We start from the raw sequence: 13,520 nt of genomic DNA on the forward strand, positions 1-13,520 counted from the left end.
GTATGTATTTAAAGAGTATTGAAATACAGGGTTTTAAGTCATTTGCCAATAAAATTCTGTTTGAGTTCCACAACGGAATCACGGGCATCGTCGGGCCAAACGGCAGCGGCAAGAGCAATGTCGCCGATGCAGTGCGCTGGGTGCTCGGTGAGCAGAGAAGCAGGCAGCTGCGCGGCGGCACGATGCAGGACGTTATTTTTGCTGGTACGGAGCTTCGAAAACCGCAGGGATTTGCCTACGTGGCGATCACACTGGATAATGCCGATCACAAACTTCCGATTGAGTACGACGAAGTTACGGTTTCAAGACGTCTCTACCGTTCTGGTGAGAGTGAATATAAGATTAATGGAACGAGCTGCCGTCTAAAAGATATCAACGAGCTCTTTTACGATACGGGTATCGGTAAAGAGGGATATTCCATCATCGGACAGGGACAGATCGATCAGATTTTAAGCGGGCGGCCGGAGGAACGGCGCGAGCTGTTTGACGAGGCGGCTGGAATCGTGAAATTCAAGCGGCGCAAGGCGATCGCACAGAAGAAGCTGGAAGATGAAAAACAGAACCTGATCCGCGTGACGGATATTTTGTCCGAGCTGGAAAAACAGGTAGGACCGCTGGAACGGCAGTCGGAGGAGGCGAAGGAGTATCTGCGTCTGCGGGAAGAGCTGCGCTGCCTGGATGCTAACCTGTTTTTGGCAGAATCTGAGGAATTGAAGCGCCAGATCCGGGAAGTGGAGCAGAAAGAGACGATTCTGACTGGCGATCAGGAGAGTGTGCGGGCGGAATCAGAGACACTGAAATCGGAGTATGAATCGCTCGGAACCGAGCTGGATGCGCTGGATGCGGCGATTGCCGCGGATCGTGAGGCGTGCAGCCGGGAAGACCTGGAACGCCAGGAGAAGACCGGACGAATCGGGGTTCTCAGAGAGCAGATCCGGACGGAGCAGATGAACGAAGAACATATCCGCAGCCGGATGGCGTCGATCGACGGCGAAATGCATCAGAAAGAGGAAGAACAGGCGGAATATGAGTCTGAAAAACAGGCACTAAATGCATCGGTGCAGATGCTCGAGGCAAAACAGCAGGAAGCGGAGGCAGCAGTCCGTTCGATAGACGAGGCGGTCAGCCGGACGGAAAACTTGATCGAGACGGCAAAAGCCGAGATCATGGACACCCTGAACCAGAAAGCGGAACTTGCCGCCTGCCGTCAGCGCTATGAGACGATGCTGGAGCAGGCGGATGTGCGCCGGGCGGAAGTGACGCAGAAGCTTTTGAAATTTAAGAGCGATGAATCAGTTCAGGAAGAACAGAAAAAAGAAGAAGAAGCCAAATTAGGGAAGGTGCGGGAACGTCTGGAAGCGTTTTCGGCGCAGGAAAAAGAGCTGCAGGAGCAGACGCGCACAGAGGAAGAACGGGAACGCTGCCTGAACCAGAAACTTTCGAGTCTTCAGCAGGATTACCACACAAGTCGGACAAAGCTGGAATCAATGCGGAATCTGGCGGAGCGCTACGAGGGCTACGGCGGCAGTATCCGTCGCGTGATGGAAGTCAGGAACCGCGTTCCGGGCATTCACGGCGTTGTGGCGGATCTGATCAGCACAACGAAGAAATATGAGACGGCGATCGAGACGGCACTTGGCGGCAGCATCCAGAACATTGTGACGGATTCCGAGGAGACGGCGAAACGCCTGATTGAACATCTGAAAAAGAACCGGTATGGCCGTGCAACGTTTCTGCCACTGACCAGCATGGAACGCCGCCAGAGTTTTGGACAGCCGGGGGCGCTGAAAGAAATGGGTGTTCTTGGACTGGCAAGCGAACTGGTCTCTGCGGATGAGAAATACAGCGGGCTGGTGTCCTATCTGCTGGGACGCGTGGTCGTGGTGGATCAGATCGATCATGCGATTGCGCTGGCAAAGAAATACCGGTATTCTCTCCGGATCGTGACGCTGGACGGCGAGCTTTTAAGCCCTGGCGGTTCGATGACCGGTGGTGCATTCAAGAACAGCAGCAATCTGCTGGGACGACGCCGTGAGATCGAAGAACTGGAAGCTGCCTGCAAAAAGGCATTGGAACAGGTGGAAGCGGTACAGAAGGAGCTGGCGGAGACAGGGCGCAGGCTGACGGAAGCGAAGAGAACACTGGCATCCGTCCAGGAGAGGCGCCAGCAGATGCAGATCCAGCAGAATACGTTGGAACTGACGATCTGCCAGTTAGAGGCGAGACGGCAGGAGATTGCAGATTCCTCGCAGGATCTGTCTTCAGAAAATCAGGAACTCGAGCTGCAGGTAGGCGATCTGCGCGGGGCGCTGCGGGAGCTGCAGACCGAAGAGACGAAGCTTGAAACGCTAAGCAATGAGAAGAACCAGTACGTGGAAGAGCAGCAGACAGGTCTTGAGACGGCGAAAAAGCAGCGTGGGGAAGCGGCGGCAGCCCTTTCGGAGATACAGCTTGGGCATTCCCAGGCGGAGCAGAAGGGCGCGTTTATCGAGGAAAATCTGCGCCGTGTATTGCAGGAGCAGGAACGTCTCCGGGCAGAGAAAGAGAAACTTTCCGGCGGTCACGCGGACAGCAGCGAGACGATCGCTGCCAGAGAGCGAGAGATTGCAGCGCTGGAAGCCGAGATACAGGCGTCCGGGGACAAGCGGACGCAGATGGAACTGGTAATCCAGAACAAGCAGCGTGAGAAGGAAGAAAAGGCGGGGCGGCAGAAAACTTTCTTTGATAAAAAGGAAGAGCTGAACGAACGTCTCCAGCTTTTAGACCGCGAGAACTTCCGTCTCCAGAATCAGAGAGAACGCCTGAATGAGCGCCTGGAGTCGCAGGTCGATTATATGTGGAGTGAGTATGAGCTTACGTATTCGCGCGCGGAAGAGCTGCGGAAGGAAGAGTTGACCTCGATTCCAGAAATGAAGCGGTCGATCAATGGGAAAAAGATGGAGATCCGCGCCCTTGGAAATGTCAATGTCAACGCGATCGAGGACTACAAGGAGATATCCGGCCGCTACGAATTTATGAAAAACCAGCATGAAGATCTGGTAGCGGCACAGGCGGCGCTGGAAAAAATTATCGAGGAGCTCGATGAAGGAATGCGGCGTCAGTTCAGGGAAAAATTTGGTGAGATCCGCCGCGAGTTTGATAAAGTATTTAAGGAATTATTCGGAGGCGGAACGGGTACGCTGGAGCTGTCGCAGGAAGAAGATATTCTGGAGGCAGGCATCCAGATTATTTCACAGCCGCCGGGCAAAAAACTGCAGAATATGATGCAGCTCTCCGGTGGGGAGAAAGCATTGACGGCGATCGCGCTGCTTTTTGCAATTCAGAACTTAAAACCGTCGCCATTCTGCCTGCTTGATGAGATTGAGGCGGCACTCGACGATTCCAACGTAGACCGGTTTGCCGGGTACCTGCATAAGCTGACGCGCTACACGCAGTTTATTGTCATCACCCACCGAAGAGGCACGATGGTGTCGGCAGACCGCCTGTACGGTATCACGATGCAGGAAAAAGGTGTGTCCACGCTGGTATCGGTCAGTCTGATCGAGGCGCAGATGGAGCGGGAAGAGGAAAAAGCAGAATTATAATTGCAAAAAAGAGCTCAGAAATAGAAAAGGAGGCGCAGCCATGGGAGAGAAGAAAAAGGGCTTTTTCAGCCGTCTGGTAGAAGGGCTGACGAAAACGAGAGATTCCATTGTAAGCGGAATTGATTCCGTATTCAGCGGTTTTTCCGCGATCGATGATGATTTCTATGAGGAGATCGAAGAGACGCTTATCATGGGCGATCTAGGTATCCAGACGACGATGGCGATCGTCGAGGATCTCCGGAAAAAGGTAAAAGAAAACCACATCAAGGATCCGGCAGAGTGCAAGGATCTTCTGATTGCCAGCATCAAAGAGCAGATGGATCTGGGCGAAAATGCCTACGAATTTGAGAACCGCAAGTCGGTTGTGCTGGTGATCGGCGTCAACGGTGTCGGGAAGACGACCTCGGTCGGCAAGCTGGCAGGTCAGTTAAAGGATCAGGGCAAGAAGGTCATTCTGGCGGCGGCGGATACATTCCGTGCGGCAGCGATTGAGCAGCTGACGGAGTGGGCAGGACGCGCGGGCGTTGATCTGATCGCCCAGCAGGAAGGTTCTGATCCGGCAGCTGTTATCTACGATGCGATCGCGGCGGCAAAATCAAGAAATGCCGATGTGCTGATCTGCGACACGGCAGGTCGTCTGCATAACAAGAAAAACCTGATGGAAGAGCTAAAGAAGATCAACCGGATCATCGACAAAGAATATCCGGACGCCTACCGTGAGACATTGGTTGTCCTTGACGGAACGACCGGTCAGAACGCGCTTGCACAGGCAAAACAGTTTATGGAGGTGGCGGATATCACCGGCATCATCCTGACGAAGCTGGATGGCACGGCAAAGGGCGGTATCGCGGTTGCGATCCAGTCCGAGCTTGGTATTCCGGTTAAATACGTCGGAATCGGCGAGAAGATTGACGATTTACAGAAATTCGATGCGAATGATTTCGTCAATGCACTGTTTAAGAGAAATGAAGCATTGACAGAGAATGAATAAAGCTAAAAATAGCTGAACATGCCGCGGCTGAAACTGGTTTGGCGGAGAACAAATCTGCTTAAGCCGCAGATTCAGATAGACAGGACGCACCCGGCAGACTGTCAGGTCAGAGAATCGGCAAAAGCAGGGGGCATTCTGAGAGATACAGATAAATGGAGGAAAGACAATGAGTGAGACAATAAAGGAAGAGACAGCAGAGGCAGTACAGGATGAGCCGCAGGGATTGACGCTGGAGAAATTCGAAGAAGCAACTGAGGTTGTCAGCAAGGTTATTTCCGAGACAAAACTGGTTTACAGTGAATATTTTTCGAATTTGACCGGCAATAAAGTATATTTAAAACCGGAAAATATGCAGTATACAGGTGCTTACAAGGTAAGAGGTGCATTTTATAAGATCAGCACCCTGAGTGATGAGGAGAAACAGCGCGGTCTGATCACCGCATCGGCTGGAAACCATGCACAGGGCGTTGCATACGCGGCAAAACTGGCTGGCTGCAAGGCAACGGTTGTTATGCCGACGACCACGCCGCTTATGAAGGTAAACCGTACCAGAAGCTATGGCGCAGAGGTGGTTCTTCACGGCGATGTATTCGATGAGGCGCTGGCATATGCAAATGAGCTGGCAGCGGAGCACGGATATACCTTTATCCATCCGTTCAACGATCTGGACGTAGCCACCGGTCAGGGAACCATCGCGATGGAGATCATCAAAGAGCTTCCGACCGTTGATTATATTCTGGTTCCGATTGGCGGCGGCGGACTCTGTACCGGTGTTGCAACGCTGGCAAAACTGCTGAATCCGAAGATCAAAGTGATCGGTGTAGAACCGGCAGGCGCAAATTGTATGCAGGAATCCCTGAAAGAAGGAAAGGTAGTGACTCTCCCAAGCGTCAACACAATCGCGGATGGTACTGCCGTTAAACGCCCGGGCGATCTGCTGTTCCCGTACATCCAGATCAATGTGGATGATATCATCACCATCGAGGATTCCGAGCTGATCGTGGCATTCCTTGATATGGTAGAAAACCACAAGATGATCGTTGAGAACTCCGGTCTTCTGACTGTGGCTGCTTTGAAACACCTGAATGTGAAGAAGAAAAAAGTCGTATCCATCCTGAGCGGCGGCAACATGGACGTGATCACAATGGCATCCATCGTACAGCATGGTCTGATCCAGAGAGACCGCGTATTTACCGTATCGGTACTGCTGCCGGATAAGCCAGGAGAGCTTGCAAAGGTTGCAAATCTGATGGCAGCGGAGCAGGGCAATGTCATCAAACTGGAGCACAACCAGTTTGTCAGCATCAACCGCAACGCAGCAGTGGAGCTGCGGATCACCGTTGAGGCGTTTGGTACGGATCACAAGAATAAGATAGTGGAAGCACTCAAGGAAGCAGGCTACCGTCCGAAGCTGGTAAAATCCAAAAATATCTATGATGTCTAAGATGGAAATGAAAAGCAGTGTGGATAGAGCAGACAGGGGAGAGTTGAAATGAAGCGGGAGAAATATGAGCCGGTGTTAAAAAATATTTCCTATTTTATAAAATGGGTGGAAGGCGCGATTGTGATTGGAATTGTGAGCGGCTGCATCGGCACGGCATTTGGAAAATGTGTCCTATGGGTGTCGGCATTCTTTCAAAGCCACCCGTGGATGGTCTTTCTGCTGCCGCTTACCGGTCTTCTGGTTCTGGGTGTTTACCATGTGCTGGGAGAGAGTAATAACCGGGGCACAAATATGGTGATCGAATCGATCTATTCGAACACAGAGATCAGTTTTGCGACTGCCCCGGCAGTCTTTGCAGGAACACTTCTGACGCACCTGGGCGGTGGTTCTGCCGGACGGGAGGGCGCGGCGCTGCAGATGGGAGGAAGCATCGGAACCCAGATCGGAAAATGGCTGAAATTTGATGAGAAAGATAAGAAAATTGCGGTCATGTGCGGCATGAGCGGTGTGTTTGCCGCCTTGTTTGGCACACCGATGGCGGCGGCGATCTTTTCGATGGAGGTTATCAGCATCGGCGTTATGTACTATGCAGCGCTGGTTCCATGTGTCTTTTCTGCCTTTACGGCGGCGGCGCTGGCGAGGTTCTGGGGACTGATGCCGGAGCAGTTTGCGATTGGTGCGGTTCCTGCGTGGAGTATTGAAACAGCGATCGTGGCTGTCGGTCTGGCGGCTGGCTGCGCGCTGGTGTCGGAGCTTTTCTGCATCACGCTTCACACAACGGAACATCTCTACAAAAAATATCTTCCATCGCCGGTCTGGCGGATTCTATCCGGCGCGGCGATTGTGATTGTTTTGACGCTTCTGACCGGTTCGACCCGCTATAACGGAAGCGGTGTCTCCCTGATTGAAAAATGTTTCGAGGGCGAGGGGCTTCCATGGGATTTCCTGATGAAAATTCTCTTTACGACGGTTACGCTGGAGGCAGGCTTCAAGGGAGGCGAGATCGTGCCGACCCTGACGATCGGAGCGGCGTTTGGCAGTTTCTTTGCGTTCCTCTTTGGACAGCCGGTCGGTCTTATGACCGCCTGCGGTATGCTGGGACTCTTTGTGGGAGTCACAAACTGCCCGATCTCAACGCTTCTGCTGGGCTTTGAGCTTTTTGGCTATGAGGCGATGCCGTTTTTCGTGCTGGTGATTGCAGTCAGCTTTAGTTTCTCTGGTTATTACAGCCTGTATGCGAGTCAGAAATTTATCTACTCGAAGACGAGGACGGAGTTTATTAACCGGAAGACGAATAAATAGGTGGAAAATGCTCACCATAATTTTGATTTTTTACTTTTGAATACCACAAAAAGGGTTCCAATTTATCTTTGGAACCCTAAAATGTCATGCTTTAAAGAAATTCATGAATCTACGTGCTCTATCATGATTTATTCATGAAAATCCTGCGGTTTCTCATCACGGAAATCGAGCAGGGCGCGCGGTGCAACCTGCAGAACACCTGCAATATCAAAGAGACTCTCTAAGGAAAGACTCGTTTTCATGTTCGGTGCCTCGATGTTAGATATATGAGTCCGGCTTAAATCGGTCGCCTCTGCTAAAGCCATCTGGCTCATGCCGCGGAGTTTGCGGTAATAAGCGATGTTGAGACCTATCTGACGGTAATATTTTTCATAACGGTTTGTCTGCTGCTTGTTAATTTGTTTTTGATCGATTGCTGTCATATTTTTCAAGTGCCTCCCCGATCCGAAAGAATCATGCGTTATTGTTATTTCAGAGATAATAAATAATTACAACTGATATAACTATTGTAGCTGGAAATTGATTTTTATCAAACAATATAATGATTCAAATTTGCAATGTTATAAAATGCATATCCAATAAAATAATGCACATACATGGATTGCACCTAGGAAGGCTGTTAAATAATGCACAGAAAAAGATTGCAGAGGATAAGTGCAGATAAATAATGAGAAACTGGGGGCAGAGTGAGAGCGGCGGGAAAAGGTGAAATAGAAAAAAAGTAAAACGGGCGCTAAAATTTGAGAAAAAATGAAAAACAGGGCGAAGAATCCGTATACAGAAAGGCGTTTGGGGAAAATGATGAAAGGATGCACAGGATTTACGAAAATTCTATCGCACATTCGGATTTTTTGTGGTAGAATATCTTTGATAAGGTGACGCAGCTTTTTACGGTCATCACAGATAAAATGTACATCAGAACGTACATATAGACAGGGAGAACCGAATTATGGAATTAAAGCGGGTATTACTGAAGCTGAGCGGAGAAGCGCTGGCAGGCGACAAGAAAACCGGGTTTGATGAAGCAACGGTCAAGGAAGTAGCCAGACAGGTTAAGACGGCGGTCGATGACGGAATCGAAGTAGGTATCGTGATCGGCGGCGGAAACTTCTGGAGGGGCCGCCAGAGCAATGCAATCGATCGGACCAAGGCGGATCAGATCGGAATGCTGGCAACGGTCATGAACTGTATTTACGTGTCGGAGATCTTCCGGAGCGAGGGTATGATGACACAGATTCTGACACCATTTGAGTGCGGTTCCATGACGAAGCTGTTTTCAAAGGACAGAGCCAATAAATATTTCTCAAAGGGTATGGTCGTATTTTTTGCAGGTGGTACAGGCCATCCGTATTTCTCAACTGATACCGGCGTAGCGCTGCGTGCGATTGAGATGGATGCAGACTGCATTCTTCTGGCCAAGGCGATCGACGGCGTCTATGACAGCGATCCGAAGATCAACCCGGATGCAAAGAAGTATGATACGATCACGATTCAGGAGGTGATCGATAAGCAGCTGGCGGTCGTAGACCTCACAGCTTCCATCATGTGTATGGAAAATCACGTTCCGATGGCAGTATTCAGCCTGAATGAAAAAGACGGAATTGTAAATGCAATGCGCGGAAAAATTAACGGTACAGTGGTTACCGCATAACTAGGAGGATTTTATGCAGGAGAGATTAAAAGTTTACGAAGAGAAGATGAATAAGTCCTATGACGCACTGCTGAATGAGTATACATCCATTCGTGCTGGACGTGCGAACCCGCATGTACTGGACAAAATTAAAGTAGATTACTACGGCGCACCGACCCCGTTACAGCAGGTGGCAAATATCTCTGTACCGGAGCCGCGTATGATTCTGATCCAGCCGTGGGAGAAGAAGCTCATTAAGGACATCGAGAAAGCGATCCTGACTTCCGATCTGGGTATCAACCCGAACAACGATGGAAGTGCAGTACGCCTGATTTTCCCGGAGCTTACTGAGGAACGCCGTAAAGATCTGGCAAAGGATGTTAAGAAAAAGGGCGAGGGCGCGAAGGTTGCAGTCCGCAATATCCGCCGTGATGCAAACGACCTGTTAAAGAAGCTGGAAAAAGGCGGCGAGATCACCGAGGACGAGCTGGCAGATGGCGAGGATCAGATCCAGAAGCTGACTGACAAGATGATCGCAAAGGTTGATAAAGCAGTAGAAGAAAAAACAGCTGAGATCATGACTGTATAAAAATACAATAGAGTTTAAATGTAAAAATCAGGCTGCCTCAAGCAGGGCTGGCCGGCATTGCAGATGCGGATGGCCGGCTGGTCCTGTTTTCTGGCTATTAAGGGAATATTATGGAGGAAAACTGGATGGAAAGGGACATCGAAAACCTGGTAATTCCGCAGCATGTCGCTCTCATTCTGGACGGCAACGGCAGATGGGCGAAGAAGAGAGGTCTTCCGAGAACCGTAGGTCATAAACAGGGGTGTGTGACGGTTGAACAGACGGTTGAGGATGCAGCGAGACTGGGAATCCGTTATCTGACGGTATATGGTTTTTCAACGGAAAACTGGAAGCGTTCTGCTGAAGAAGTAGGGGCGCTGATGCAGCTCTTCCGTTTTTATCTGAAACGGCTTTTAAAGATTGCCAAAAAAAATAATGTAAGAGTCAAAATGATCGGCGACCGCACGCGCTTTGACAGCGATATCATCGAGGGCATCAACCGCCTGGAAGACGAGACGGCGGCAAACACGGGCATGACCTTTGTGATCGCAGTCAACTACGGCGGCAGAGATGAGATCACGCGCGCGGTGCGCCATATGATGATGGACTGTCAGGACGGAAAGCTGGTGCCAGAGAACGTGACAGAGCAGACCGTTGCGTCTTATTTAGATACGGCGGGCATCCCGGATCCGGATCTTCTGATCCGCACCAGCGGCGAGATCCGCCTGTCCAATTATCTGCTGTGGCAGCTTGCCTACAGTGAGATTTATATCACGGACTGCCTGTGGCCGGATTTCAACCGCGACGAGCTTATAAAGGCAATTGAGCAGTTCAATCAAAGAGACAGACGCTTTGGCGGAGTCAAGGCATAAGGAGGAGTTGCCATGTTCAGAACGAGGCTGATAAGCGGGATTGTGCTTGTAGCACTCGCGATTTTACTGGTTACAAAGGGCGGTGTCCTTCTGTACTGTGTGACCGCCGCGATCTCCCTGATCGGTATGTTTGAGCTTTACCGGGTTATGGGGATTGAGAAAAAAGCGCCGGGCATCGCCGGGTATCTGGCGTGTCTGGGATATTATGGGCTGGTGTGGTTTGAAGGGCAGCATTATGTGACGCTGCTTGCGATTGCAGCCCTGATGGTGCTGATGAGCATTTACGTGTTCACGTTTCCGAAATATGGGACCGAGCAGATTACAGTGGCATTTTTCGGCATTTTTTATCTGGGAATTATGCTTTCCTACCTGTATCAGGTGCGGGCAATGGTGGACGGAAAATACCTTGTCTGGCTGATCTTTTTAAGCTCCTGGGGCTGTGACACCTGCGCATACTGCGCGGGAATGCTCCTTGGAAAACACCGTCTGGCACCGGTTTTAAGCCCGAAAAAATCGATCGAGGGCGCCGTCGGCGGTGTGGTCGGATCGGCTCTGTTAGGCTGCATTTATGCATATTTCTTCGGTGCGAAGATGGACGAGGTCAGCAATCCGATGGTGGCATGCGCGGTGGCGTGTGCGATTGCGGCGGTCATTTCCCAGATCGGGGATCTGGCGGCGTCGGCGATCAAGCGGAACCACAATGTCAAGGATTACGGAAACCTGATTCCGGGACACGGCGGCGTGCTGGATCGGTTCGACAGCATGATTTTTACGGCACCGGCGATTTATTTTGCACTGACGTTTTTACGATAAAACGGAAGCATGTATGAAAATACAGAAACAGGAGAATAAGAAATGAAAAAAATTGCGATACTTGGATCAACCGGATCGATCGGAACACAGACATTGGAAGTGGTCCGGGCGAATAAAGATATAGAAGTAACGGCTTTGGCGGCTGGAAGCAATATTGATCTTCTGGAGAAACAGATCCGGGAGTTCTCTCCGAAGATCGCGGCGGTCTGGAACGAGGAAAAAGCAAAAGAACTGAAAGACCGTGTGCGCGATCTGGATATCCGTGTCGAGAGCGGCATGGATGGACTTCTCGCAGTGGCAACGGAGCTGGGTGCGGAGATTGTGGTGACAGCGGTAGTCGGAATGATCGGTATCCGCCCGACGATCGCAGCGATGAATGCTGGAAAAGATATTGCACTTGCAAACAAAGAGACCCTGGTAACGGCCGGGCATATCATTATGTCGCTGGCAAAGGAGAAGCATGTCCGCATTCTGCCGGTGGACAGCGAACACAGCGCGATTTTCCAGAGTTTAAACGGTGAGACGGGAAATAAGATCCACAAGATTCTCCTGACAGCGTCCGGCGGACCGTTCCGCGGATGGACGAGAGAGCAGATGAAGAGTGTGCAGGTCGAAGATGCGCTGAAACATCCGAACTGGACGATGGGGCGCAAGATCACGATCGACAGTTCCACGATGGTAAACAAAGGTCTGGAAGTTATGGAGGCGAGATGGCTCTTTGGCGTGGAGATGGATCAGGTGCAGGTGGTTGTGCAGCCGCAGAGTGTGATTCATTCAATGGTAGAGTACGAGGACGGCGCGGTGATAGCGCAGCTCGGCACGCCGGATATGAAGCTTCCGATCCAGTATGCGCTGTATTATCCGGAACGCCGCTTCCTGGCGGGCGACCGGCTGGATTTTGCAAAGCTGGCACAGATTACCTTTGAAGCGCCGGATTTTGAGAATTTCCACGGACTTTCCCTGGCATACAAAGCCGGACGGCGCGGCGGCACGCTTCCGACCGTGTTCAACGCGGCAAATGAGCGGGCAGTCCAGAAATTCCTCGATCGCGAGATCGGATATCTGACCATCACTGATATGATTGAGGCGGCGATGGAACACCACACCGTGAAAGAGAATCCGACGGTCGAAGAGATTCTGGCAGCAGAACAGGAAACCTATGATTTTATAGAGAGCAGGTGGTAGATTGGTAAGTTTGCTGGCGGCGCTGATTGTATTCAGCCTGATCGTGCTGTTTCACGAATTTGGACATTTTTTATTGGCAAAACGGAGCGGAATCTGCGTCGTTGAGTTTTCGCTCGGCATGGGTCCTAGACTTTTCAGTTTTGTGAAAGGCGGGACGCGGTACTCGCTGAAGCTGCTTCCGTTTGGCGGTTCTTGTATGATGCTGGGGGAAGATGAAGGGTATGATGCGCCGGATGAGACGGAAAAAGGGAGTTCCTGCGATCAGAACCAGAGTCTGACAGATGGAAAAACGGATCGGCTCCTGCTGCCTCCGGGCGCAACGGGGACTTATTTTAATGCGGTTTCTGCCTGGACACGTTTTAAAGTCGTGGTGGCAGGGCCCGTATTCAACTTCATTCTGGCGTGGTTTTGCGCCTTTTTCGTAATCAGCTGTGTGGGCTTTGACCCGGCATCGGTTGTCAGTGTTGAGGACGGCTATCCGGCACAGGAGGCGGGGCTGCAGGCGGGCGATACGATCGAGCGCTTAAATGGTACGCGCACCTATCTGTACCGCGATGTGCAGACGTATCTGCAGTTTCATCCGGGAAAGAGTGTCACGGTGGAGTATGTGCGGGATGGGAAATCCTACACGACGCAGATGGTTCCGCACTATTCTGAGGAAGCGGGACGCTATCTTATTGGAATCAGCGGTGGTGTTTACCAGAAACCGGCGTCCGTGATTCAGACGGCGCAGTATAGCTTTTATGAAGTGCGCTATTGGATCCGTGTGACGTTCAGCAGCCTTGGCATGATTCTGAAGCGGCAGGTCAGCTCGAACGATATCGCGGGTCCGGTGAGGATTGTGTCGATGATCGGCACGACGGTCAAGGAGAGCCAGAGCTACGGACTTATGATTGTGCTTGTCAATCTGGCCAATATGTGTATTCTGCTCAGCGCCAATCTGGGTGTCATGAACCTGCTTCCGGTTCCGGCGCTGGACGGCGGACGGCTTGTATTTATCATTCTGGAAATGCTGCGCGGCAAGCCGGTTGATCCGGAAAAAGAGGGCATGGTCCATATGGCGGGCATGGCGGCGTTGATGACGCTGATGTTATTTGTATTGTTTAATGATATTAGAAATTTATTGTAATA

Annotated in this window: 11 protein-coding genes; 10 read left to right on the forward strand and 1 reads right to left on the reverse strand. The window is 51.1% G+C overall.

Annotated elements, in window-relative coordinates:
- Positions 1–2: 2 nt before the first annotated feature.
- The 4 genes from smc (at position 3) to DWZ45_RS03385 (ending at position 7,321) form a co-directional block, all read left to right on the forward strand.
- The gene (smc, locus tag DWZ45_RS03370) at positions 3–3,584 is read left to right on the forward strand and encodes a chromosome segregation protein SMC (RefSeq protein ID WP_118467600.1); all 3,582 of its coding nucleotides are present in this window, start codon (positions 3–5) and stop codon (positions 3,582–3,584) included.
- A gap of 40 nt (positions 3,585–3,624) precedes the next feature.
- The gene (gene ftsY / locus DWZ45_RS03375; RefSeq protein ID WP_118293661.1) at positions 3,625–4,575 is read left to right on the forward strand and encodes a signal recognition particle-docking protein FtsY; all 951 of its coding nucleotides are present in this window, start codon (positions 3,625–3,627) and stop codon (positions 4,573–4,575) included.
- 166 nt (positions 4,576–4,741) lie between these two features.
- Positions 4,742–6,019: a threonine ammonia-lyase gene (gene ilvA / locus DWZ45_RS03380; RefSeq protein ID WP_118467602.1), complete on the forward strand. Its 1,278-nt coding sequence runs from the start codon at positions 4,742–4,744 to the stop codon at positions 6,017–6,019.
- A 48-nt stretch (positions 6,020–6,067) separates the two neighbouring features.
- Positions 6,068–7,321: a chloride channel protein gene (locus tag DWZ45_RS03385; protein WP_118467603.1), complete on the forward strand. Its 1,254-nt coding sequence runs from the start codon at positions 6,068–6,070 to the stop codon at positions 7,319–7,321.
- Positions 7,322–7,449: 128 nt separating this feature from the next.
- Here DWZ45_RS03385 and DWZ45_RS03390 read toward each other — a convergent pair whose 3' ends face one another.
- Complete coding sequence (locus DWZ45_RS03390; RefSeq protein WP_022360458.1) at positions 7,450–7,743, reverse strand: helix-turn-helix transcriptional regulator; 294 nt, start codon at positions 7,741–7,743, stop codon at positions 7,450–7,452.
- Positions 7,744–8,270: 527 nt separating this feature from the next.
- On the opposite strand from DWZ45_RS03390, the gene pyrH reads away from it, so the two are divergent.
- The 6 genes from pyrH to rseP all read left to right on the forward strand — a co-directional run bounded on the left by pyrH (position 8,271) and on the right by rseP (position 13,518).
- Positions 8,271–8,972 carry a UMP kinase gene (gene pyrH / locus DWZ45_RS03395; RefSeq protein WP_106999774.1) on the forward strand — a complete coding sequence of 234 codons (702 nt, stop codon included), beginning with the start codon at positions 8,271–8,273 and terminating at the stop codon, positions 8,970–8,972.
- A gap of 13 nt (positions 8,973–8,985) precedes the next feature.
- Positions 8,986–9,540, forward strand: coding sequence for a ribosome recycling factor (gene frr, locus DWZ45_RS03400; RefSeq protein ID WP_022360460.1), 555 nt, complete (start codon positions 8,986–8,988; stop codon positions 9,538–9,540).
- Between the two features lie 125 nt (positions 9,541–9,665).
- Positions 9,666–10,391 carry an isoprenyl transferase gene (locus tag DWZ45_RS03405; protein ID WP_117795278.1) on the forward strand — a complete coding sequence of 242 codons (726 nt, stop codon included), beginning with the start codon at positions 9,666–9,668 and terminating at the stop codon, positions 10,389–10,391.
- 12 nt (positions 10,392–10,403) lie between these two features.
- Complete coding sequence (locus tag DWZ45_RS03410; protein ID WP_118467605.1) at positions 10,404–11,204, forward strand: phosphatidate cytidylyltransferase; 801 nt, start codon at positions 10,404–10,406, stop codon at positions 11,202–11,204.
- Positions 11,205–11,246: 42 nt separating this feature from the next.
- Positions 11,247–12,389: a 1-deoxy-D-xylulose-5-phosphate reductoisomerase gene (locus tag DWZ45_RS03415; RefSeq protein ID WP_118467607.1), complete on the forward strand. Its 1,143-nt coding sequence runs from the start codon at positions 11,247–11,249 to the stop codon at positions 12,387–12,389.
- A 1-nt stretch (position 12,390) separates the two neighbouring features.
- The gene (gene rseP / locus DWZ45_RS03420) at positions 12,391–13,518 is read left to right on the forward strand and encodes an RIP metalloprotease RseP (RefSeq protein WP_118467609.1); all 1,128 of its coding nucleotides are present in this window, start codon (positions 12,391–12,393) and stop codon (positions 13,516–13,518) included.
- Positions 13,519–13,520 lie beyond the last annotated feature (2 nt).

The organism is Clostridium sp. AF32-7AC, assembly GCF_003477925.1.
Taxonomy (GTDB): Bacteria; Bacillota; Clostridia; order Lachnospirales; family Lachnospiraceae; genus Otoolea; species Otoolea fessa.

Bases quoted from the DNA above. Each gene is read 5' to 3' on its own strand.
- smc (WP_118467600.1), top strand. From the start codon at position 3: ATGTATTTAAAGAGTATTGAAATACAGGGTTTTAAGTCATTTGCCAAT.
- ftsY (WP_118293661.1), top strand. From the start codon at position 3,625: ATGGGAGAGAAGAAAAAGGGCTTTTTCAGCCGTCTGGTAGAAGGGCTG.
- ilvA (WP_118467602.1), top strand. From the start codon at position 4,742: ATGAGTGAGACAATAAAGGAAGAGACAGCAGAGGCAGTACAGGATGAG.
- DWZ45_RS03385 (WP_118467603.1), top strand. From the start codon at position 6,068: ATGAAGCGGGAGAAATATGAGCCGGTGTTAAAAAATATTTCCTATTTT.
- DWZ45_RS03390 (WP_022360458.1), bottom strand. From the start codon at position 7,743: ATGACAGCAATCGATCAAAAACAAATTAACAAGCAGCAGACAAACCGT.
- pyrH (WP_106999774.1), top strand. From the start codon at position 8,271: ATGGAATTAAAGCGGGTATTACTGAAGCTGAGCGGAGAAGCGCTGGCA.
- frr (WP_022360460.1), top strand. From the start codon at position 8,986: ATGCAGGAGAGATTAAAAGTTTACGAAGAGAAGATGAATAAGTCCTAT.
- DWZ45_RS03405 (WP_117795278.1), top strand. From the start codon at position 9,666: ATGGAAAGGGACATCGAAAACCTGGTAATTCCGCAGCATGTCGCTCTC.
- DWZ45_RS03410 (WP_118467605.1), top strand. From the start codon at position 10,404: ATGTTCAGAACGAGGCTGATAAGCGGGATTGTGCTTGTAGCACTCGCG.
- DWZ45_RS03415 (WP_118467607.1), top strand. From the start codon at position 11,247: ATGAAAAAAATTGCGATACTTGGATCAACCGGATCGATCGGAACACAG.